We start from the raw sequence: 20903 nt of genomic DNA, 5'->3' as shown, positions 1-20903 counted from the left end.
TATGTTCAGCAAGGATCTCGAAGTCACCATTGGGCACTGCTACAAGCAGGCCCGGGAACAGCGCCACGAATTCATGACCGTGGAGCACCTGTTGCTCGCGCTCACGGAAAACACCTCCGCCCTGGCCGCCCTGCGTGCCTGCGGCGTCGATCTGCCGCGCCTCGCGGCCGATCTCCAGCGGATCATCGCCGAAACCGTGCCGGTGCTGCCGGCCGGCGACGAGCGGGACACCCAGCCCACCCTGGGCTTCCAGCGCGTGCTCCAGCGCGCCGTGTACCACGTCCAGTCCTCGGGCCGGAAGGAAGTCACCGGGGCCAACGTCCTTGTCGCGATCTTCGGCGAAAAGGACTCCCACGCGGTCTATTTCCTCCATCAGCAGGAGATCACCCGCCTCGACGTCGTCAACTACATCTCGCATGGCATCGCGAAGATCAGCGACGAGTCGGCCGCGGCGCCCTCCAATAGCGAGCGCGACGGTGAAGACGGTGGGGAGGGCAAGGGCAACCCGCTCAGCGAATACGCCTCGAACCTCAACGAACTGGCCATCCAGGGCAAGATCGACCCCCTGATCGGTCGCCAGGACGAAGTGGAGCGCACCATCCAGGTGCTCTGCCGCCGGCGCAAGAACAACCCGCTCTACGTCGGTGAGGCCGGCGTGGGCAAGACCGCTCTGGCCGAGGGCCTGGCCAAGCGGATCGTCGAAGGCCAGGTGCCGGAAGTGCTGGAAGATTGCACGATCTGGTCGCTGGACCTGGGCGCCCTGGTGGCCGGCACCAAGTACCGCGGCGACTTCGAAAAGCGCCTGAAGGCGGTCATCGGCCAGCTGAAGAAGCAGCCCAACGCCATCCTGTTCATCGACGAGATCCACACCATCATCGGTGCGGGTTCGGCGTCGGGCGGCACCATGGACGCCTCCAACCTGATCAAGCCCATGCTGGCCTCGGGTGAGCTGCGCTGCATCGGTTCCACCACGTTCCAGGAATTCCGCGGCATCTTCGAGAAGGACCGCGCCCTGGCTCGCCGCTTCCAGAAGATCGACGTGGTCGAGCCCACCGTGGCCGACTCCATCGAGATCCTGAAGGGCCTCAAGACCCGCTTCGAAGAGCACCACTCGGTGGAATACACCGGTGAGGCCCTGCGTGCGGCGGTGGACCTGTCGGTCAAGCACATCCCCGACCGCCTGTTGCCGGACAAGGCCATCGACGTGATCGATGAGGCCGGTGCCCGCCAGCGCCTGCTGCCCGAAGACGAGCGTACCGGCAAGGTCGACGTGGCCGAGATCGAGTACATCGTGGCCAAGATGGCGCGCATCCCTGCCAAGCAGGTGTCCGCCTCCGACCGCGACGTGCTGCGTAACCTCGAGCGCAACCTCAAGATGGTGGTGTTCGGCCAGGATGCGGCGATCGAGGCCCTGTCCTCGTCGATCAAGATGGCCCGTTCCGGCCTGGGCGATCCGTCCAAGCCGATCGGCAGCTTCCTGCTGGCCGGCCCCACGGGCGTCGGCAAGACGGAAGTGACCCGCCAGCTCGCCATGCAGCTGGGCATCGAGATGGTCCGCTTCGACATGTCCGAGTACATGGAAGCGCATTCGGTCTCGCGCCTGGTCGGTGCGCCCCCGGGTTACGTCGGCTTCGACCAGGGCGGCCTGCTCACCGAGCAGATCACCAAGCATCCGCACTGCGTGCTGCTGCTGGACGAAATCGAGAAGGCGCACCCGGATGTGTACAACATCCTGCTGCAGGTGATGGACCGCGGCGTGCTGACCGATACCAATGGTCGCGAGGCGAACTTCAAGAACGTCATCGTGGTCATGACGACGAACGCTGGCGCCCAGCTGGCCTCGCGTCGCGGTATCGGCTTCGTCAAGCAGAACCATTCGCCGGACGCGATGGAGACGATCCGCCGGATGTTCACGCCGGAGTTCCGCAACCGCCTCGACGCCGTGATCCAGTTCAACGCGCTGGACTTCGAACACATCCTGCGCGTGGTCGACAAGTTCCTGATCGAGCTGGAAGCCCAGCTGGCCGAGAAGAAGGTCAGCGTGGACGTGACCCCGGACGCACGCCGCTGGCTGGCCGAGCACGGCTTCGACCCGCAGATGGGTGCACGTCCGATGGCCCGCGTCATCCAGGACAAGGTCAAGCGTGCGCTCGCCGACGAACTGCTCTTCGGCAAGCTGGCCGAAGGCGGCAAGGTCACGCTTTCGGTCGACGGCGACGAGCTCCACGTGGAAACCGAGTCGGCCGAGCCCGCCACGGCAGAAGCCTAAGCACCATGTAGGAGCGCGCCTGCGCGCGAAAAGCCCATCACGCGTGACGCGGCAACGCCGATCGCGTGATTGGCCAATCAGGCGTGATGCGGTTACGCCAATTGCTTGGTGAGCCAATCGCGCGCAGGCGCGCTCCTACATCAAGCTGCCTCGCCCAACGACATCCACGACCCCGCTGCCAGCGCCATCGGCCGCGACACCCGCAGCGTGGCGATCAGCCCCGCCGGATCCCGCCGCGTCACCGCAAGCCGGCAAAGCGCGACCAGGTCGGTCGCGTCGTTCCCCTCGCGATCCAGGCATTCCCCCGTCCGATCGGCGTCCCGCGAATCGCCCGCCGCACGCACGCGCAACAGCAGCCGGCGCAGGTGCTGGCGCGACGCCGCTTCGTTACGCCCGGCGATCACGCCCAGCTGCGCGTGGTCGAAGCCAAACACTTCGTGCAAAAGCACGGTGGCGACATCGCCCGCGGGAAGCGCACCGACCAGCACCCGAAGTGCACGCTCCACATCCTGGGTCCCGTCCAACCACGCCTCCGGCCCCGCGTCGGTGGCGCCGGGCACGAAGGCCTCGGCATGGTCCGCGAGGATCGCGTCGTAGCGCGTCCTGCGCCGCATGACGTCGATGCAAAGGTTGCGTAGCACGGTCACCATCCACGCTTCATGGCCGTGATGCTCCGGCGCGCCGGCATCGGCGGTGCGCAGGTAGGTCTCCTGGACGAGGTCTTCGGCGTCGTTGCCCGCGTGCAGCCAGCGCTGGGCCAGCTTGACCAGGCGCCTGCGCAGGGTGGGATCGCTGGCCAGCGGATGAAAAGGGGAGGGGGATGTCACGTTGGTGGTCGCCCGTTCGTATACGGGTTGAACCTAACACGCCACGGAGATCCATCCCATGTACGCAGCCCGCGATCCTGACAACGCGCCTTCCGCCGGTTCCGGCCAGGGCAGCACCTTCCTCGAAGAGAAGGCCTTCCGCGCCCGCACCGTGCTGGTATTCGGCACCATCAACGACAGCGTGGCGTCGGAAACCGTGCGCCGGCTGCTGGCGCTGGATGCCGATTCCAGTGCGCCCATCGATATGATCGTCTCCTCGCCCGGCGGCCACCTGGAATCGGGCGACGTCATCCACGACGTGGTCCGCTTCATCAATGCGCCGGTGAACATGATCGGCACGGGCTGGGTCGGTAGCGCCGCCACGCATCTGTACCTGGGCGCGCCGCTGGAGCGCCGGGTATGCCTGCCGCAGACCCGCTTCCTCATCCACCAGCCCAGCGGTGGTGCCGGCGGCCAGGCCACCGACGTGGCGATCCAGGCCCAGGAGATCATCAAGGCGCGCGAGCGCATCGCCCGGGTCATCTCCCGTGAAAGCGGCCAGCCGATCGAGCGGGTACGCCACGACATCGAACGCGACCTGTGGATGTCCGCCGAAGAAGCCCTGGCCTACGGCCTGGTGTCGAGGATCATTGAACGCCGCAGCGACCTGCAGTAAAGCTTGCGTTGTGCAGGAGCGCGCCTGCGCGCGATGGGGGTCATAGGCACATCCCATCGCGCGCAGGCGCGCTCCTACAAAAGCATGGGGCAACAAAAAAGCCGCGGAAACCGCGGCTTTCTGGTCTACCGGTGGAGCAGCGCAAAGCGCTTACTTCATGCGGTAAGTGATCCGACCCTTGGTCAGGTCGTAGGGGGTCATCTCGACCTTCACCTTGTCGCCGGTGAGGATACGGATGTAATGCTTGCGCATACGGCCGGAGATATGGGCGGTGATGACGTGCCCGTTCTCGAGCTGCACGCGGAACATGGTGTTGGGCAGGGTCTCGAGGACCGTGCCTTCCATTTCGATGACGTCGTCTTTTGCCATGTGTTCCGGGTCGAGTAAGAGGCCGTCGTGGCCGCATAAGTCCCCTATTATGGCATGCCCACCCCACCAAGGCCACCCGCCCCCTCAGGGAAGGTCGCGGCCGCGGTCGTCGTGGTGACCCGGCTGGCCAGCCCCGGCCTCAGGCGAAGTACTGGTCCAGCTTGCCGCGGATCTCGTCTTCGATCTTGCCCTTGAAGGCCGACAGCATCATGCCGAGCTCGGCCACGACGTGGACGTCGCTATCCGATACGGCGATCGTGCCCTTCACGCCCGAGCCCGAGAAGGCGTACGCGTCGCCCTGCCAGGCGCCCTTCGTCCCGAACTTCTCGGCCATCTTCGCCGCGACCTTGTCGACCACGGCGCGGGCTTCGGCGGCGCCCTTGTCGTGTGGGCGGTGGATGTCGATCTTGGCCATGGCGTGACTCCCGTGTGAAAGGGCGCGAGTTTAACAGGCCGCCACGATGAACCCGGCTGATTTGTTTGCGTTCAATCAGATACCGCACTCTGCTAAAGTTGCGTCGTCATCTCGTCGGTTCCTCCATGCGCATCGAATTCGTCAGCTCGGCTCGCGGTGATTTCCACTGGTCCCGGCCCGTGCTTACGATCGGCCGCGCCGACGACAACGACCTCGTCGTCTCGGAAGTCCAGGTCGCCCCGCGGCACGTGACGATCCAGCGCGACCGTCGCGGCATGGTCCTGGACGTCGCTCCCGGCGTCGGCCGGGTCTACGTCAATGCCCGGCCCGTGCGCGAAAAGGCCCTGCTGCGTCCCGGCGACAGCCTGTCGCTGGGTGACTGCCGCATGCTGATCCGCGATGACGACGACCTCGAAGCCCGCGACATCGTCGAGCCCACCGACGCACGCTGCACCGCGGCCCTGCGCCCCGTGGCGGGTCCGCTGTCCGGCCGGCTTGTCGCGATCGGTGACCGGCTCGAGCTCGGCGCCACCCACGGTGCATTGCCCCTGGAACTGCCCGGCAACGATGCGGCCCTTATCACCCTGGCCTGGGAAGAGGGCGAACTGATCCTCGACGCCTCGCGCGTGCCCGCGCGCCACGCGGTCCGCGTCAACGGCGTACGCACCGTGCGCGCATCGCTGCAGCCGGGTGACCAGATCGGACTGGCCACGCATCGCTTCATCCTCGAAGCGCCGGGCTGGTCGGCCGAGCCTGCCATCCCGCTGCCGGAAGCCGAGCCCGAGGCCGAGGCCGACGACGACAATCCCGGTTCGCGCGGCGATGTGTGGTGGCTGATCCTGACCGCCGCGCTGCTCGCGCTGGGCATCGCCGTGGTGCTGTTCGTCCAGTTCTGACGCCCCGTTTCGCCCGCAGGCGGCGGCATAATGGCCGTCCACCCATGCGAGAGGACACCCCGTGAGCAGAGCCTGGAATTTCAGTGCCGGACCCGCGGCACTGCCGGAGGCCGTGCTGGCCCGTGCGCAGGCTGAGATGCTCGACTGGAACGGATCCGGTGCGTCCGTGATGGAGCTGTCGCATCGCGGCAAGCGTTTCATGGAGCTCGCCGCCGCGGCCGAGCAGCGCCTGCGCCGCCTGCTCGGCGTGCCCGCCGGCTACAAGGTGCTGTTCCTGCAGGGCGGCGCCACGCAGCACTTCGCGCAGATCCCGATGAACCTCGCCGGTCCCGGCGACCATGCCGATTACATCGTGACCGGCCATTGGGGCGAAAAAGCCGTGCGCGAGGCCGCGCCCTACATTGATGCGCGCGTCGCGGCCAGCTTGGTCGATCGCAACTACCTCGGCTTGCCGCCGCGCGCCACGTGGCAACTCAGTGGCGATGCATCCTATGTGCACTACACGCCGAACGAGACGATCCACGGCGTAGAATTCCACGCGGTGCCCGACGTCGGCGACGTGCCGCTCGTGGCCGACATGTCGTCCAACATCCTCAGCGAGCCGGTGGACGTCTCCCGTTTCGGCCTGATCTATGCTGGCGCGCAGAAAAACATCGGGCCCTCGGGCCTCGTCGTGATGGTGATCCGCGACGACCTGCTGGAACGGGCAGGGCGTCCGATGGCGAAGATCTTTCGCTACGCCGAGCACGCCGCGAACGATTCGATGCTCAACACGCCGAACACCTGGGGCTGGTATCTCGCTGGCCTGACCTTCGAGTGGCTTGAAACCAACGGCGGCCTCACCTCGATGGGCGAGCGCAATGCGTTGAAGGCGAAGACGCTTTACGACGCGATCGATGGCTCCAATGGCTTCTATCGCAGCCCGGTGGAGGTGTCGGCACGCTCGCGCATGAATGTGCCGTTCACCTTGCACGACAGCGCGCTGGACGCGGTTTTCCTGCAGGAATCCGAGGCGGCGGGACTGCTTGCGCTCAAGGGCCACAAGGCCGTCGGCGGCATGCGCGCATCGCTGTACAACGCCGTTCCACCCGAGGCCGTGGACGTGCTTGTGAATTTCATGCGGGACTTTGCAACGCGGCACGGTTAAAGTCGGGGATCACCGCAATGCAGCATGCGTTTGCGGTGATAACTGTTTCAATTGCAACCACTTAGCCGCCTGGACGTCCATGAGTAAGAGTAGCTCCACCGATAAGCAAGCCACGTTGACCGAGGCGCGCCAGCGCATCGACAACATCGACCAGCAACTGCAGTCGCTCATCAGCGAGCGCGCCCGTTGGGCACAGCAGGTCGGCCGGGCCAAGGGCCCGTTGAAGGCGGCGGTGGAGTATTACCGACCCGAACGGGAAGCCCAGGTGCTGCGCGGCGTTATCGATCGCAACGACGGCCCGCTGCCGAACGCGGAGCTGGTGCGCCTGTTCCGCGAAATCATGTCGTCGTGCCTGTCGCAGCAGCAGCCGCTGAAGATCGGCTTCCTCGGCCCCGAAGGCACCTTCAGCGAGCAGGCCGTGCGCAAGCACTTCGGCCACGCCGCCTACGGCTTGCCGCTGGGCAGCATCGAGGAAGTGTTCCAGGAAGTGGCCGCCGGCAACGCCGATTTCGGCGTCGTCCCGGTGGAAAATTCGGGGCAGGGCATGATCCAGATGACCCTCGACATGTTCCTGGTGTCGAAGGCGACGATCTGCGGCGAAGTGGAGCTTCGCGTGCACCAGAACCTGTTGTCGCTCAGCGGCGAGCTGAAAGACGTCAAGCGCATCTATTCCCATCCGCAGTCGCTGCAGCAATGCCAGGCGTGGCTGCGCGTGAACGCGCCGAACGCCGAACGCATCCCGGTGTCGAGCAATGCGGAAGCGGCGCGCATGGCTCGCCTTGCGCCGGAATCCGCGGCCATCGCCGGCGAGACCGCGGCCCGCGTCTACGGCCTGAAGATCATTGCCGGGCCGATCGAGGATCGCAGCGACAACACCACGCGCTTCCTCGTCATCGGCCGCAGCATCTTCCCGCCGTCGGGCAACGATCGCACCTCGCTGCTTGTGGCCGTGCGCGACAAGCCGGGTGCGCTCTACGACGTGCTGAGCCCGCTGGCCCACCACGGCATCAGCATGAACCGGATCGAATCGCGCCCGGCGCATACGGGGAAATGGCAGTACGCGTTCTTCATCGACGTGTCCGGCCACGTGGAAGACCCGGCCCTGCAGGCCGCGCTCGACGAAATGAAGCCTGCCGCCGCCGACGTGCGCGTGCTCGGCTCCTACCCCGTCGCCCTGCCATGACCGGCGTGTTCGACGCAGCGGCGCTCGCCAACCGGGCGACGTCGGCCCTGCGTGCCTACGATCCCGGTCACGATCTTCCCGCGTTGCGCCTGCAGTTTGGCGCCGTGCTCTCGGAGCTGGGTTCCAACGAGAACCCGCTCGGCCCCAGCGCGGCCGCCATCCGTGCGGCCAACCGCGCCGTGGAAGAAATCTGGCGTTATCCCGATCCGCTCGGGGCATCGCTCAAGCAGCAGTTGTCCGGTGAGCTTGGCATCGGCCGGGCGTGCATCACGCTGGGCAACGGCTCGCATGAACTGTTGATGTTGCTGGCGCAGTGCTTCGCCGATGCCGACCATCCCGTGGTCCATTCGCAGTACGGCTTCGCCGTGTTCCCGATCGCGGCGGCCGCCGCCGGTGCGCGCGCCATCAGCGTGCCGGCCTTGCCCGCGGATCATCCGACGGCGCCCTACGGCCACGATCTCGATGCCATCGCCGCGGCGCTGGTGCCCGAGGCACGGCTGGTCTACCTCGCCAACCCGAACAATCCCACCGGCACCTGGTTCACCGACGCCGCGCTCGAGCAGTTCCTGGAAAAGGTGCCCGCGGAGACGCTGGTGGTGGTCGACGAGGCCTACCACGAGTACGTCGACGCGCCGGGGCTGAGCACGGGCCTGCACCTGCTCAACCGTTTCCCGAACCTGATCGTGACGCGTACGTTCTCCAAGGCGTATGCGCTCGCCGGCCTGCGCATCGGCTACATGCTGAGCCATCCCAGCGTGGCCGCCGTGGCGGAACGCCTGCGCGAATCGTTCAACGTCAACGGCGTGGCGCTCGCCGCGGCCGAGGCGGCGCTGGGCGACCACGAACACCGCGCCCGCGTACGCGACGTCAACCGCCGCGACCGCGCATGGCTGGCCGACGAACTGACCGCACGCGGCTTCCGCGTCCTGCCTTCGCAAACCAATTTCCTGCTCGTCGACCTGGGCAAGGACGCAGCTGCGTTCGAGAAGCATCTGTTCGAACACGGCGTGATCGTCCGCCCGATGGGTGGCTATGGCCTGCCGCACACCGTGCGCGTCAGCGTCGGCAGCCGCGCCGAGCTACACCGCCTTCTGGAGAACCTGCCATGACCCGCCAGGATTGGGTAAGCCGCGCCGGGACCGCCCTGCGTGGCGACGTCGTCGTTCCCGGCGACAAATCCGTGTCACACCGCGCGCTGATGTTCGGCGCGATCGCCGAGGGCACAACGCATATCCGTGGCTTCCTCGAGGGTGAGGACACCCGCGCCACCGCCGCCATCCTCGGTCAGCTGGGCGTGCGTTTCGACACCCCGGCCCCGGGCGAGCGCGTCGTGCATGGCGTCGGCCTGCATGGCCTGCGTGGCACCGACCAGCCGCTCGACTGCGGCAACGCCGGCACCGGCATGCGCCTGCTGTCGGGCTTGCTCGCCGGGCAAGCGTTCGATGCGACCCTGGTCGGCGATGCCTCGCTGTCGGGGCGGCCGATGCGCCGGGTCACCGATCCGCTGGGCCAGATGGGCGCGAAGATCGACACCCACGACGGCAAGCCGCCGCTACGCATCCACGGTGGCCAGCCGCTGAAAGGCATCACCTACCACTCGCCGGTGGCCAGCGCGCAGATCAAGTCGGCCCTGTTGCTGGCCGGCTTGTACGCCGAGGGCACGACCGAAGTGATCGAGCCGCATCCCACGCGCGACTACACCGAAAGCATGCTCAAGGCGTTCGGCTGGCCGATCGAGTATTCGCCCGGCAAGGCCAAGGTCGAAGGTGGCCACGTGTTACGCGCGGTGGATGTCGACGTGCCGGCCGACTTTTCCTCGGCCGCCTTCTTCATCGTTGCCGCGTGCGTGGTTCCCGGCTCGGAACTGCGTTTGAAGGGCGTCGGCCTCAATCCGCGCCGGACCGGCCTGCTCGCCGCCCTGGAGCTGATGGGCGCGGATATCACGGTCGAGAACGAACGCCAGAGTGGTGGCGAAGACATCGCGGACCTGGTCGTGCGCTATCGCCGCCTGCACGGCGTCGCGCTGCCGCTGGATATCGTGCCGGACATGATCGACGAATTCCCCGCGCTGTTCGTCGCCGCGGCGAGCGCCGAAGGCATGACCACGATCCGCGGCGCGGCCGAACTGCGGGTCAAGGAATCGGACCGCATCGCCTCGATGGCCAACGGCCTGAAGGCGTGTGGCGTGCTGATCGACGAACTGCCCGACGGCGCCATCATCCGTGGCGGTGCCATCGGCGGCGGGGAAGTGGACAGTCACGGCGACCACCGCATCGCGATGAGCTTCGCCATCGCCGGCCTCGTCGCCACCGCGCCCATCACGATCGGCGACTGCGCCAACGTCGCCACCTCGTTCCCCGGTTTCATGGAATTGGCCAATCATGTCGGCTTCAACCTGACGGCATAATCCCCGCCTGCCCATCGCACCGGACGTCCCCCATGGCCCCCAAGACCCCGCCCTTCGTCGTTGTCGTCCCCGCGCGCTTCGGTTCCACCCGGTTGCCGGGTAAGCCGCTGCTGAAGATCGGCGGCGTTTCGATGGTCCGCCGCGTGGCCCAGCGGGCGTCCGGTGCCGGCGCGGCGCAGGTGGTCGTGGCCACGGACGATCCGCGCGTGGCCGCCGAGATGCGCGGCTGCGAGGGTGACATCCTGGTCTGCATGACCCGCGAGGACCACGCCTCGGGCACCGACCGGATTGCCGAGGTGGCCGATCACTTCGGCTGGCCCGAAGACACCATCGTGGTGAACCTGCAGGGCGACGAGCCGTTCGCCCCGGCGGCCGGCATCCGGGCCGTGGTGGACACCCTGGCCGGCGACGAGGCGCCGATGGCCACCCTGGCCACCCCGATCACGGACGCCGACGAGTTGTTCGACCCGAACATCGTCAAGGTGGTCCGCAGCGGCAAGGGCCGTGCGCTGTATTTCACCCGGTCGCCGGCACCGTGGGCGCGCGACGCGTTCGCCCAGGACCGGCACGTCCTGCCAGCGGGCGTCCCGTTCCTGCGCCACATCGGGATCTATGCCTACCGCGCCGGGTTTCTCCGGCGGATGGCCGCGCTGTCGCGCACGCCGCTGGAACAGACCGAGTCGCTGGAGCAGCTGCGGGCGCTGGAGCACGGCTATGCCATTTCCGTCAGCCTGACGCCGGAACCCTTCCCGCCGGGCATCGATACCCCGGACGACCTGGCTCGCGCGGAGCGCTGGGTGGCCGGGCAGGGCGGTTTGTAGGGTTTCGCCCACACCGGGTCGCGGGCAGCGCCGACACGGATAGCCGACGTTCGCCGGGCGCGCTGACGAGGGCGCCGCCGTAATCTTTCCCTGTCGCCGGAAACACCGCCACGGACGGAGGCGACGCTCCAGGGAAGGCTGAACGCCGGCATGGGCCCCCCTCCATGCCGGCGTTTTTCATTCGCGGTTGCCGTTGAACGGCTAAAATGGCCGGATGGAGCACATCGAGTCGCACCCGTTCGACGGCAAGGCCTTCGTCCGCCACCTGACCACCTCGCCCGGCGTCTACCGCTATTTCGACGTGGACGGCGAGCTGCTGTACGTCGGCAAGGCCGCGAACCTCAAGAAGCGCGTCAGCAACTACTTCCTCAAGCCGCCGATGGATCCGCGCATCGCCTCGATGGTGTCGCAGATCGACCGCGCCGAGGTCACGCTGACCCGCACGGCGGGCGAAGCGCTGCTGCTCGAATCGCAGCTGATCAAGTCGCTCAAGCCGCGTTACAACATTGTCCTGCGCGACGACAAGAGCTATCCGTACATTTTCCTGTCTGGTGGCGAGGACTATCCGCGGCTGGCCTTCCACCGCGGTGCCAAGAGTGGGACAGGCCGCTACTTCGGCCCTTATCCGAGTACGTTCGCCGTGCGCGAAAGCCTCGGCCTGATGCAGAAGCTGTTCAAGGTGCGCCAGTGCGAGGACAGCTACTTCAAGAATCGCTCACGGCCCTGCCTGCAGCATCAGATCGGCCGTTGCAGCGCGCCCTGCGTGCAGCTGATCAACGTCGAGGACTACCGCAACGACGTGCGCCACGCCGAGATGTTCCTCGAGGGCCGCAGCAGTGCGGTCATCGATGAGCTGGCGAAGTCGATGGAAGCGGCCAGCATGAACCTCAACTTCGAGCGCGCCGCGACCCTGCGCGACCAGGTGGCGGCGCTGCGCAAGTTGCAGGCCCAGCACTTCGTCCAGGGCGCCAGCGCCGACATGGACGTGATCGCCTGCTGCCTTGAGGGCGGCATGGCGTGCGTCAGCGTGCTGTTCTTCCGCAATGGCGTGAGCCTGGGCTCTCGTGACTTCTTTCCGCGCCTGCCGACGGATGCCTCGGTCGGCGACGTGCTTGCGCAGTTCATCGCGCAGTACTACCTCGACCGGCAGGTGCCGCGCGAGCTGGTCCTGAGCGACCCCGTGGAAGACATCGACGTGCTGGCCGACGTGCTTTCGGAGCACGCCGGTTACAAGGTGGAACTGAAGCCGAGCGTGCGTGGCGAGCGCGCCCGCTTCCTCGAAATGGCCCAGCGCAATGCCAGTGCCGCACTGACCTCACGCCTGGCCAGCCGGCACACGCTGCTGGCGCGCTTCGACGACCTGCAGAAAGTGCTCGAGCTGAGCGAGCCGCCGCGCCGCATCGAGTGCTTCGACATCAGCCATACCCGTGGCGAGGCCACCGTTGCCTCGTGCGTCGTGTTCGGCCCGGAGGGGCCGGAAAAGTCGCACTACCGGCGATTCAATATTGCTGGCATTACTCCCGGCGACGACTACGCGGCCATGCACCAGGCCCTGACCCGGCGCTTCAAGAAGGTCGTGGAGGGCGGGGCGAGGCCGGACATCCTGCTGATCGACGGTGGCGCGGGGCAGGTCGCGCAGGCCGTGGACGTACTGCGCGAGCTCGGCGTGGAAGGCATCCGGGTGGTCGGCGTGGCCAAGGGGCCCGGCCGCCGCGCGGGCGAAGAAACCCTGGTGCTGGCGGAAAGCGGCAAGACCCTGCACCCCGGCACCTCGTCGCCGGCGCTGCACCTGGTCGCGGCGGTGCGTGACGAAGCGCACCGTTTTGCGATCAGTGGGCACCGGCGCAGGCGCGAAGCAGCACGCGAACGCAGTACGCTGGAAGACGTGGCGGGCGTCGGCGCGCGCCGCCGGGCGGCTTTGCTGAAGGCCTTCGGCGGCCTCGCGGGCGTCGAGGCGGCCGGTGTCGAAGAACTCATGAGCGTGAAGGGTATTGATCGCGGCCTCGCAGAGCGCATCTATGCCATGCTGCACCCCTGAACGAGTGGAAGCGCCAGCCATCGCGGCGCTTCCCGTAACCGGCTGACACGATGCGCATCAACCTGCCTACCTGGCTCACCCTTTTCCGCGTACTGCTCCTGCCGGTGATGGTGGTCGTCTACTACCTGCCATTCCGCTACGCGAGCCTGGTCGCAGCGATCGTCTTCGTCCTGGCCGGCATCACCGACTGGCTTGACGGCTACCTCGCCCGCAAGCTGGACCTGACCTCGGCCTTCGGCGCCTTCCTCGACCCGGTGGCCGACAAGCTGATGGTCGCGATCACGCTGTTCCTGCTGGTGCAGTCCGCGCCCACGGGGTGGCCGGGGATCCTGTTGGCGGTGACGGCCGCGGTGATCGTCGGCCGCGAGATCAGCGTCTCGGCCCTTCGCGAGTGGATGGCCGAGATCGGCGCCCGCTCCAAGGTCAAGGTCGCGTTCCTCGGCAAGCTGAAAACCGCGATGCAGATGGTCGCCCTGGTGGTGCTGCTGCTCCAGCACGACGCCGAAACCCTGCGGCTTTATCACATCGGCGAAGCGCTGCTGGTGATCGCCGGCATCCTGACGATCTGGTCTGGCCTGGACTACCTGCGCGCCGCGTGGCCGGCCCTGCGCGGGGACGTGCGCGCCAGCGACGACACGGAAAAGAATTCCGTGCAAAACGGTTGACACATTCGCCAAGTTCCCTAAAATGGGCGGACCAAGACGCGGGAATAGCTCAGTTGGTAGAGCACGACCTTGCCAAGGTCGGGGTCGCGAGTTCGAGTCTCGTTTCCCGCTCCAAGTTTCCACAAAACCTCGGTAACCCGAGGTTTTGTTTTTTAGGTGTCAGGCGGATACTCTCCGCGTGCGCCAGCGATGGCCGGGTGGCAGAGTGGTCATGCAGCGGACTGCAAATCCGCGTACGCCGGTTCGATTCCGACCTCGGCCTCCATCGCATTCCAAGGCGCACCCGTTCAGTCGGGTGCGCCTTTTTTCTTTCCAGCCCGGATGGCGAAACCGGTAGACGCAAGGGACTTAAAATCCCTCATCCGTAAGGGTATCTGGGTTCGAGTCCCAGTCCGGGCACCATCAACCCATATCTTAGTATCCACCCACGCTGATCGCCCTTGACGGCTCTCGGGGCGTGGCGACGTCATAAGCAGGCGGTGGCCGGTCCGCCACGTGGGGAAGCCTGGCGAGCCGGATTAGCGAACAAGCCGCATCCCTGCGGCTCCAATCTAACTCACGTATGCCTGGCGGCCTGTCCTACCAGTTTCTGAGCAGTAGCGAGGTCGCAGCTGTGATGGAGGGATGGACTGGCTTCAACGTCACCGCTGCCGACGTGGAACCATGGGAATCCTTGTCTCCCGTGTACGTGCCGACGAACTGATAAGGCGTCACGCCCATGGGCAACGTAACCGGTATCGTCACAACGGTGCTGCGCGAGCGATATACGAAAAGCCCGCATGCAGAGTCCACGCAGCCATATTCGTAGACGTCGGAGTTAGCCGCAGTCGCGCGGACCTGAGCAACGAGGTTTCCGTTGAGAGTTAGCTGGACGTCACCGCCCGGAACGGAGTAGCGAGGGCCATTTACAAGGTGCTTCCCCGTCACGGTTACGGTGACTGCGATCTGCTTTCCTGGAACGGCTTTCCCACTGGTCGTTACCGTTGTTCCAGTGGTGCTGTCCGCGAATGCTGGAGCCGCAAACCCGGCGAAGGAGAGTGCGACAAGTGCCAGGCTGCCCCGAGCAAGACGACGTAGGGAGAGCCCGAATGAGCGGCGCTCGTACGTAGTGATCTTCATTGTTTTCCCCTTAATGCATCGATGTGACTATGCTTAGGCGAACTCAGAAGATGATTTCGTCTGCGTCTTCGCTATTAACCCAGCGGGTGCATTGACCGTTACCCGAAACGGTTACCGGAAGATCCGACGCACGAGCGGCGAGAAGGGCAGCCAACTGCTTGTTGGCGTTGTCGGAATTTTCCGCCTGGACAATCCATAGGTCGTTTGCAGCGCAGGCCGCCCGGTTGGAAATGGTTCCTTCCAGGGTAAAATAGATCAAGCCATCGTTGTGGCGGACATGGATGCTGGTCACGCGCCCAGACTGCGTGCCGGCAATAGCCGCGCCAGCCATCGTGACCGCGGCGACTGCCGTGGCAATGCCGAAGAAGAACTTCTTCATGCTTATCCCCTTGTTTGTGCCGCGGCGAATTCCGCAGCGCGGCGATCATGACTGGGGGAACAGGCAAGGTATGTAGGCGAGAGCCCTTTCCGATGTAAGGGAAGTCCTACATGAGGCGTCACTTGGCAGCATCGAAAAGGTTGTCAGCAGTTACACTGCCAGAAGCTTCGCCAAGGCCAGGATCGCATCGCGGCAACCTAGTGCCGGCTCCGCTCCTACAAGGCGCGCATAGCCTCGACCACGTCGATAGGCCAAGGTGGATGCCTGGAACGAACGGAGCGCGATCGGGAAGGCCATCCCAGGCTTGCCCGATTAAAGGGCTAAGACATCTCACAGGCATTCCGCACTGGAATGTGCCTCATCACAAGCACCACGTTGTATTCGGTCCGGATGCCCATCACCGTCTGCCACTGACGAACGTGCATCCGGCAGACCAGGGAATCGCCACGCAAGCGCCCGAGCATCGTATCGTCCAGCGATCCAACGAATGCTGCATCGGACATGGAGGCGTGGATCGTTGCCGATCCGTCTGACAGCACCCAGTCAGCCTTCGGCAAGCGGGCCGTCGACACGACCGCGAAAGACATCGTACGGACTTCATCGATGAGTAGCGTGTCGCCAGAGTGCGGCGACACGAAACCGAGGCATTCATCGTCGCGAATGATGATGTTGAATCCGTTTCCATCGCCGAGGGCGAGCGTATCCAGGCCAGGGCGCTGGAGCGGTTTCAACACCTGCTCGACGGCTGCGCGTACCACCGCGTCGCGCAGGAGATCGACAGTCTTCTTGCCGACATCGTAGAACTCGTCGTCCACATAAACGCGAACCCATTGCGACCCGTCCCTTGCAGGGGCGAGTGGGACGAGCAATGTGGGTAAGCGACCGCGCAGCCACTTCACCAGGCCGAACAAGCCATGGCCAATGACACCAAGCGCGGTGAGCACGGCAATCCCGGTAGCGGCACCCCTCGCCTTCTGACCTGCGAACAACCGCCGGAACCCGTTGAGCCGTTGCACGCAGGTGACGAAATCGAAATGGAAGCTTCCCGTACGAAAGGAGCCCTTTACCTGCACCTTGGCCTTGGCCTCTTCGCCGTAGAGCACGCGCGTCGCCGACTCGAGCAGCTCGGCCATGGCGAGCAATGCAGGCGACAGGTCACGCGGATGCACCTCATGTGTGTCCAGCGCGGGGCCGTCATAGGTGAGGCAAAATTCAGTCGTGGTGCGCATGCTTTCTGTCCGGAGCGTGTAATGAGAATCCCGCCCAGCTGATGATCAAACTCGCCGGCCGCGTCGTCATTATTGCCAGATGATCTACGTTGCTAAGTAGGCGTTGCCCGACGCGCGGCGAAGGCGTTTGACCTAATCCGTGTCAGCGGCACGCTCTTCACGAAGATGACGAAACCAGCGGTCATCACACCTACCCAACGGTACCCTCCCTTCCGCATCACTCGCCGCCCGCCACGGTCGGCAAATGAACTCCGTCGATGAGGCCATCCCCAATGCCTAGCCTGGAAGTGACCCTCATGGCCCACGCAGGCCTGATGATGGACGCTGCAGCGCTCGACGCAGCCACGATGGTGGGCGACTTCGACGAAGCACGGCTGATCGCCGTCGAGATGGTCGGTACGGCGGATCGGGCAGGCATGCGTAAGGTCGCCGAGTCGGCCGCGCATCTCGCCCTCGCGCTCGGGCCGAAGGGCGAGCGGCCGATCGGTGCCTACGGAGACTGCCTACACCACCTCGCAACTTCGCTTGACGCTGCGAAGCCGCGGCATCGCTGATCGATGGCGCTGGAGCGATCGGTCAGGATCGGGAGTGTTCGATGATCAGCGCGCCGCCTGGGGAATGGGCATCCACCCGCCCGACATCGTCTCTTTGAGCACGTCGACCATCCGGGCGCCCCCATGCTTGTCGGCCACGCCCAGGGCGAACTCGACGGCGAGCCATTCCGATTCGAACAGTTCCGATACAGATCCTGCGAGAACACGCCACGTGCGGCTGTTCATCGCCGGATAGAAGATAAAAACCCGCCTGCGGCCCTGGTCGATCACTTCCGACGCAGCCTGCGCAGCTCAGCCCGCACATCGCACGAGGCTTCACCCACCTGCGATACCGCTTTGCAGAGGTTGCTTTCAGTGACGCCCAGGACCCGGGTCCAGTAATTGAGATCGGAACGAAGGCAGACATTCACCTTCGTCAGGTCTGCGGGTGCAGCGACGAATCTAGCAATGGTCATGGGATACGGCCTCTAGTGTCTCGTGTATGACACACCATGGGTTACCCGGGTGTGAGGCTGCGTTCCTGGTCTCAGGCTGTGGCAGACTCTCTGCCTACCATCGGCAGGAAAGGATATCCGCATGAAACGCTGGTTCGTCGCGATCGGTCTTCTACTTGGCAGCAGCGCTTCCATAGTGCACGCCGCCCCCGTCCCGCCGGCGCCCAGCCGCGCCGCCATCGATGCGCAGCTCCAGGCCAACGCGGCAACGCACGGCATCCCGGCCCAGGCCGTCCTGGTCATGCACAACGCCGAGCTGGTCTACCGTGGCACCACGGGCACGACATCGTTGGGGGACGGGAAGCCGGTCACCTCGCGCACCGTTTTCCCGATCTACTCGGTCAGCAAGCTGTTCACCAACACGCTGGTCCACCAGTTGGCCGAGGAAGGGAAGATCGACCTCGCTGCACCCGCATCACGCTACGTGCCCGAGCTTCCGCCGGCGTGGCGCGCGATCACCATCGAGCAGTTCCTTAACCATCAATCCGGCGTTCCGGATTTCTTCGATCCGAAGGACCTGTCGCGGCCTTTTCCGCCGACCCTCAGGGCAGTGTTCGAAACACTGGGCCAGCAGCCGATGCTGTTCGACACTGGAATGAAGACCCGCTACACGGGCACCAACTACCTGGTACTTGAAGCCGTGCTCGAAGCCGTGACGCATAAGCCTTACCGGCAGCTGCTCACCGAGCGCATCATCGAGCCACTGCACTTGCGGCACACCTGGCTGGACGAAGCGAAGGTGCCGAAAGGTGACATCGTCGCCAGCTACCATGCGGAAGGCGGCAAGCCCGTCCCGGATGCCCCGGTGGCTTGGCCGGACTACGCGATCGCACAAGGTTGCATCTACGCATCACTGGACGACGTGGCGACGTTCGTCTCGGCCGTCGCGAATGGCAGGTTCGTCTCGAAGCCAGGCTGGCTGCGCTACTGGCAGCCCAACACCCAGGGCGATGGCGTCATGGGTGGCTTCGAATCGGGCTGGGACTTCGGCCAGTCCGAGGGTGGCTGGCACGAGGTCGGCCACGACGGCGGCACCAAGGTTCGCGTGCGCATCCTTTATCGCGACAACCTCGACGATCACTACGTCGTCGTTTACCTGACCAACGGCAACGGCGACGACGTCTGGTCGCGTACGCTGCTCGATTCGGTGCAGGCGTTGGTCGTGCCGGGGACGTGATTCGCCGGCAGGCGAGCCGCCACCGGCACCCGTCCTCATGGCGGCTTCACACGCCGTGGCCGTTCCGCTGATTCGTCCGGTGGGACGGTAAGGCTTTCCCACCCGGAGCCTCCGACATGCGCATGGCCACGCTCGCCGTTCTCGCCGGACTCACCACTGCCATGGGTGCCGCCGCTGCACAGGATGCATCGCGGTCCCAGGACACCCCCATCGAGACGAAAACCCAGACGGCCAACACGGGCAGGCAGACGGTCCATGAAACGCCGCGGTCGGTCGAACACGGCAAGCAACAACACTGGTCCGACGCCATGAATACCCAGGGCCAGAAGGATCCGCGCAGGAAGGACGAATACGGCACGCCCGTACCCGAAGCGCCGAAGGGGCAGGGGACCAACTCCAGCACCGACGCGCAGCGTGCGGCCGATGTAAAACACCCCTGACCGGGGCGCGCCGGCGTGATCGGTTTCACAAAACGGCAATAAATCTGACGACGATCAGTTAAAACAGTGACTTACGTGCGCGCTGCGGCCTAAAGCCCACCGAAAACGTGCCGTTAACCTCTAGGAATTTTTCCTAGGACAGTACCGGTACCATGACAATCAGGTGGCGCATTATCTCGACCATGGCGGCAGCCCTGCTGGCCGCCATCGTCATCGGCCTCACGGGTCTCGTGTCGTTGGACAAGACCCAATCCAGCCTGGAAGGCATGTATCGCACCTCGCTCACGCCGATCATCCACGTGGGCGAAGTCCGCGCCGGCATCATGGACGAGCGCAATGCGGTGAACCGCGCCATCGCCCGCGGCACGCCCGAAGCGCTGGCCGACGCCAAAGAGCGGATCGGCGCCAGCCAGAAGAAGTTGAATGCGGACTGGTCGGCCTATTACCCGGCACTGGTCACCGGCGACGATGAGCTTGCCGCGGGCAAGGCCTTTATCGCGGCGCGCAATCAGTCGGACCAGCGCATCCAGGACCTGCTGGGCAAGCTCGAGCACGGCGACAAGGATGCCGTGGCCTTCCTGATCAAGGACGTGGGCCCGGCCATGGATGACGCCGCCGCACGTATCAGCCAGATCATCACCATCAACGAACGACAGGCCGGTGACGACTTTGCCGCCGCCGCGGCGCGCGAGAAGCGCACGGTGTACGTGACGCTCGGCGTGCTGATCGTGGCGGCCCTGCTGGTCACGGTGCTTGGCCTGTTGCTCGAACGCGCCGTGATGCGCCCGCTGCTGCGCGCGCGCGACCTCGCGGCCCGCATCAGCCAGGGCGAACTCAACCACCAGCTGGAAGTGACCGGCAAGGACGAACTCAGCGATACGCTTCGGGCCCTGTCCGCGATGGACGCCCAGCTGACCCACATCGTCAGCCAGGTCCGTAGTAATGCGCAGCAGGTGACCTACGCTGCACGTGACATCTCCGCCGGCACCGACGACCTCTCCAGCCGTACCCAGGAGCAGGCGTCCTCGCTGGAAGAGACCGCGGCATCCATGGAAGAGATGACGGCGACCGTGCGCGAAAACGCCGACGGCGCCGAGATGGCCCGCAACCTCACCAGCACGTTGCATGGCGATGCCGTCTCCGGGCGCACGGTGGCGGACGAAGCCATCACCGCCATGGCGGCGATCACCAGCAGCAGCCGCAGCGTCGCCGAGATCGCGGTATTGATCGACGAGATCGCCTTCCAGACCAATCTGCTCGCACTGAACGCCGCCGTGGAAGCGGCGCGTGCCGGGGAGCAGGGGCGCGGCTTTGCAGTCGTCGCTGGCGAGGTGCGTTCGCTGGCGCAGCGCAGCGCCACTGCCGCGCGCGACATCAAGCGGCTGATCGCCGATGCGTCCGAGCGCGTGGATACCGGTTCGGTGCTGGTCACCCGCACCGGCGAAGCACTGGCGCTGATCGGCCAGGGCGCCACGAAGGTGTCGGGCATCGTCGGCAACATCGCCGCGGCATCGCTGCAGCAGTCCGCCGGCATCGAGCAGGTCAACGGCGCCGTCACGGCTTTGGACGAGGTCACCCAGCAGAACGCCGCGCTGGTGGAAGAGGCCAGCGCCGCCAGCCGCCAGATGCTCGATCTGGCCGAGGAGCTGATGCGGCACGTCGCGTTCTTCAGCATCGCCGGCGAGGACGTCGTCGAGGCGACGACCCCAACGCGCAACGGACCTGCCGCCGCTCCGCAGGCGGTCGCCAGGGCCCCGCTGCCGGCGAAGGCCGAAGACGCCGTGTGGATCGAGTTCTGATCGCGGCGGCATCCCGGCCG

Annotated in this window: 21 protein-coding genes and 3 tRNA genes; 17 read left to right on the top strand and 7 right to left on the bottom strand. The window is 65.7% G+C overall.

Annotation, left to right across the window (positions count from 1 at the left end; translation table 11 throughout):
* Nucleotide 1: 1 nt before the first annotated feature.
* The gene (clpA, locus tag KPL74_10480) at nucleotides 2-2269 is read left to right on the top strand and encodes an ATP-dependent Clp protease ATP-binding subunit ClpA (protein QWT22401.1); all 2268 of its coding nucleotides are present in this window, start codon (nucleotides 2-4) and stop codon (nucleotides 2267-2269) included.
* A 140-nt stretch (nucleotides 2270-2409) separates the two neighbouring features.
* Here clpA and KPL74_10475 read toward each other — a convergent pair whose 3' ends face one another.
* Entirely contained in the window at nucleotides 2410-3096 is a 687-nt protein-coding gene (locus tag KPL74_10475) for an RNA polymerase sigma factor (GenBank protein ID QWT22400.1), read from the bottom strand.
* 58 nt (nucleotides 3097-3154) lie between these two features.
* On the opposite strand from KPL74_10475, the gene KPL74_10470 reads away from it, so the two are divergent.
* Nucleotides 3155-3751, top strand: coding sequence for an ATP-dependent Clp protease proteolytic subunit (locus tag KPL74_10470; GenBank protein ID QWT22399.1), 597 nt, complete (start codon nucleotides 3155-3157; stop codon nucleotides 3749-3751).
* 150 nt (nucleotides 3752-3901) lie between these two features.
* Here the strand turns inward: KPL74_10470 and infA are convergent, their stop codons facing one another.
* Together infA and KPL74_10460 are read right to left on the bottom strand one after the other, a co-directional pair.
* A complete protein-coding gene (gene infA / locus KPL74_10465; protein QWT22398.1) occupies nucleotides 3902-4120 on the bottom strand; it encodes a translation initiation factor IF-1 in 219 nt (72 codons plus the stop codon).
* Between the two features lie 139 nt (nucleotides 4121-4259).
* On the bottom strand, nucleotides 4260-4535 hold the full coding sequence (locus tag KPL74_10460; protein QWT22397.1) for a polyhydroxyalkanoic acid system family protein: 276 nt from the start codon (nucleotides 4533-4535) through the stop codon (nucleotides 4260-4262).
* 125 nt (nucleotides 4536-4660) lie between these two features.
* Here KPL74_10460 and KPL74_10455 point away from each other — a divergent pair, with 125 nt between their 5' ends.
* The 11 genes from KPL74_10455 (at nucleotide 4661) to KPL74_10405 (ending at nucleotide 14094) form a co-directional block, all read left to right on the top strand.
* Nucleotides 4661-5431: an FHA domain-containing protein gene (locus tag KPL74_10455; GenBank protein QWT22396.1), complete on the top strand. Its 771-nt coding sequence runs from the start codon at nucleotides 4661-4663 to the stop codon at nucleotides 5429-5431.
* A gap of 61 nt (nucleotides 5432-5492) precedes the next feature.
* A complete protein-coding gene (gene serC, locus KPL74_10450) occupies nucleotides 5493-6578 on the top strand; it encodes a 3-phosphoserine/phosphohydroxythreonine transaminase (GenBank protein ID QWT22395.1) in 1086 nt (361 codons plus the stop codon).
* A 79-nt stretch (nucleotides 6579-6657) separates the two neighbouring features.
* Nucleotides 6658-7761, top strand: coding sequence for a prephenate dehydratase (gene pheA / locus KPL74_10445; protein QWT22394.1), 1104 nt, complete (start codon nucleotides 6658-6660; stop codon nucleotides 7759-7761).
* Nucleotides 7758-8870, top strand: coding sequence for a histidinol-phosphate transaminase (locus tag KPL74_10440; protein ID QWT22393.1), 1113 nt, complete (start codon nucleotides 7758-7760; stop codon nucleotides 8868-8870). The genes pheA and KPL74_10440 overlap by 4 nt, the downstream gene beginning before the upstream one ends.
* The gene (gene aroA, locus KPL74_10435) at nucleotides 8867-10168 is read left to right on the top strand and encodes a 3-phosphoshikimate 1-carboxyvinyltransferase (GenBank protein ID QWT22392.1); all 1302 of its coding nucleotides are present in this window, start codon (nucleotides 8867-8869) and stop codon (nucleotides 10166-10168) included. Before KPL74_10440 ends, aroA begins: the two co-directional genes overlap by 4 nt.
* A 32-nt stretch (nucleotides 10169-10200) precedes the next feature.
* On the top strand, nucleotides 10201-10989 hold the full coding sequence (gene kdsB, locus KPL74_10430; protein QWT22391.1) for a 3-deoxy-manno-octulosonate cytidylyltransferase: 789 nt from the start codon (nucleotides 10201-10203) through the stop codon (nucleotides 10987-10989).
* 214 nt (nucleotides 10990-11203) lie between these two features.
* A complete protein-coding gene (uvrC, locus tag KPL74_10425; protein QWT22390.1) occupies nucleotides 11204-13027 on the top strand; it encodes an excinuclease ABC subunit UvrC in 1824 nt (607 codons plus the stop codon).
* Nucleotides 13028-13077: 50 nt separating this feature from the next.
* On the top strand, nucleotides 13078-13692 hold the full coding sequence (gene pgsA / locus KPL74_10420) for a CDP-diacylglycerol--glycerol-3-phosphate 3-phosphatidyltransferase (GenBank protein QWT22389.1): 615 nt from the start codon (nucleotides 13078-13080) through the stop codon (nucleotides 13690-13692).
* A gap of 38 nt (nucleotides 13693-13730) precedes the next feature.
* A tRNA-Gly gene (locus KPL74_10415) sits at nucleotides 13731-13806 on the top strand.
* A 77-nt stretch (nucleotides 13807-13883) separates the two neighbouring features.
* Nucleotides 13884-13957, top strand: a tRNA-Cys gene (locus KPL74_10410).
* Nucleotides 13958-14007: 50 nt separating this feature from the next.
* A tRNA-Leu gene (locus KPL74_10405) sits at nucleotides 14008-14094 on the top strand.
* A gap of 760 nt (nucleotides 14095-14854) precedes the next feature.
* On the opposite strand, the gene KPL74_10400 is transcribed toward KPL74_10405, so the two are convergent.
* Nucleotides 14855-15190, bottom strand: coding sequence for a hypothetical protein (locus KPL74_10400; protein QWT22388.1), 336 nt, complete (start codon nucleotides 15188-15190; stop codon nucleotides 14855-14857).
* A 320-nt stretch (nucleotides 15191-15510) separates the two neighbouring features.
* Complete coding sequence (locus KPL74_10395) at nucleotides 15511-16419, bottom strand: hypothetical protein (protein QWT22387.1); 909 nt, start codon at nucleotides 16417-16419, stop codon at nucleotides 15511-15513.
* A 296-nt stretch (nucleotides 16420-16715) separates the two neighbouring features.
* Between KPL74_10395 and KPL74_10390 the strand changes: the two genes are divergently transcribed.
* Nucleotides 16716-16973 (top strand): hypothetical protein, encoded by a 258-nt coding sequence (locus KPL74_10390; protein QWT22386.1) that lies wholly within the window; start codon nucleotides 16716-16718, stop codon nucleotides 16971-16973.
* Between the two features lie 45 nt (nucleotides 16974-17018).
* Here the strand turns inward: KPL74_10390 and KPL74_10385 are convergent, their stop codons facing one another.
* Both KPL74_10385 and KPL74_10380 read right to left on the bottom strand, forming a co-directional pair.
* A complete protein-coding gene (locus KPL74_10385; protein QWT22385.1) occupies nucleotides 17019-17243 on the bottom strand; it encodes a hypothetical protein in 225 nt (74 codons plus the stop codon).
* Nucleotides 17240-17428 carry a DUF3606 domain-containing protein gene (locus KPL74_10380; protein QWT22384.1) on the bottom strand — a complete coding sequence of 63 codons (189 nt, stop codon included), beginning with the start codon at nucleotides 17426-17428 and terminating at the stop codon, nucleotides 17240-17242. Before KPL74_10380 ends, KPL74_10385 begins: the two co-directional genes overlap by 4 nt.
* 121 nt (nucleotides 17429-17549) lie before the next feature.
* Here KPL74_10380 and KPL74_10375 point away from each other — a divergent pair, with 121 nt between their 5' ends.
* From KPL74_10375 to KPL74_10365, 3 genes are all read left to right on the top strand, one after another.
* The gene (locus KPL74_10375; GenBank protein QWT22383.1) at nucleotides 17550-18644 is read left to right on the top strand and encodes a beta-lactamase family protein; all 1095 of its coding nucleotides are present in this window, start codon (nucleotides 17550-17552) and stop codon (nucleotides 18642-18644) included.
* Between the two features lie 116 nt (nucleotides 18645-18760).
* A complete protein-coding gene (locus KPL74_10370) occupies nucleotides 18761-19084 on the top strand; it encodes a hypothetical protein (GenBank protein ID QWT22382.1) in 324 nt (107 codons plus the stop codon).
* 152 nt (nucleotides 19085-19236) lie between these two features.
* The gene (locus tag KPL74_10365; GenBank protein ID QWT22381.1) at nucleotides 19237-20883 is read left to right on the top strand and encodes an MCP four helix bundle domain-containing protein; all 1647 of its coding nucleotides are present in this window, start codon (nucleotides 19237-19239) and stop codon (nucleotides 20881-20883) included.
* Nucleotides 20884-20903: the final 20 nt, after the last annotated feature.

It is taken from the genome of Bacillus sp. NP157 (genome assembly GCA_018889975.1).
GTDB lineage: Bacteria > Pseudomonadota > Gammaproteobacteria > Xanthomonadales > Rhodanobacteraceae > Luteibacter.
Note: the sequence above shows the minus strand (reverse complement) of the source record. Positions and strands in the feature narration are given on the sequence as shown.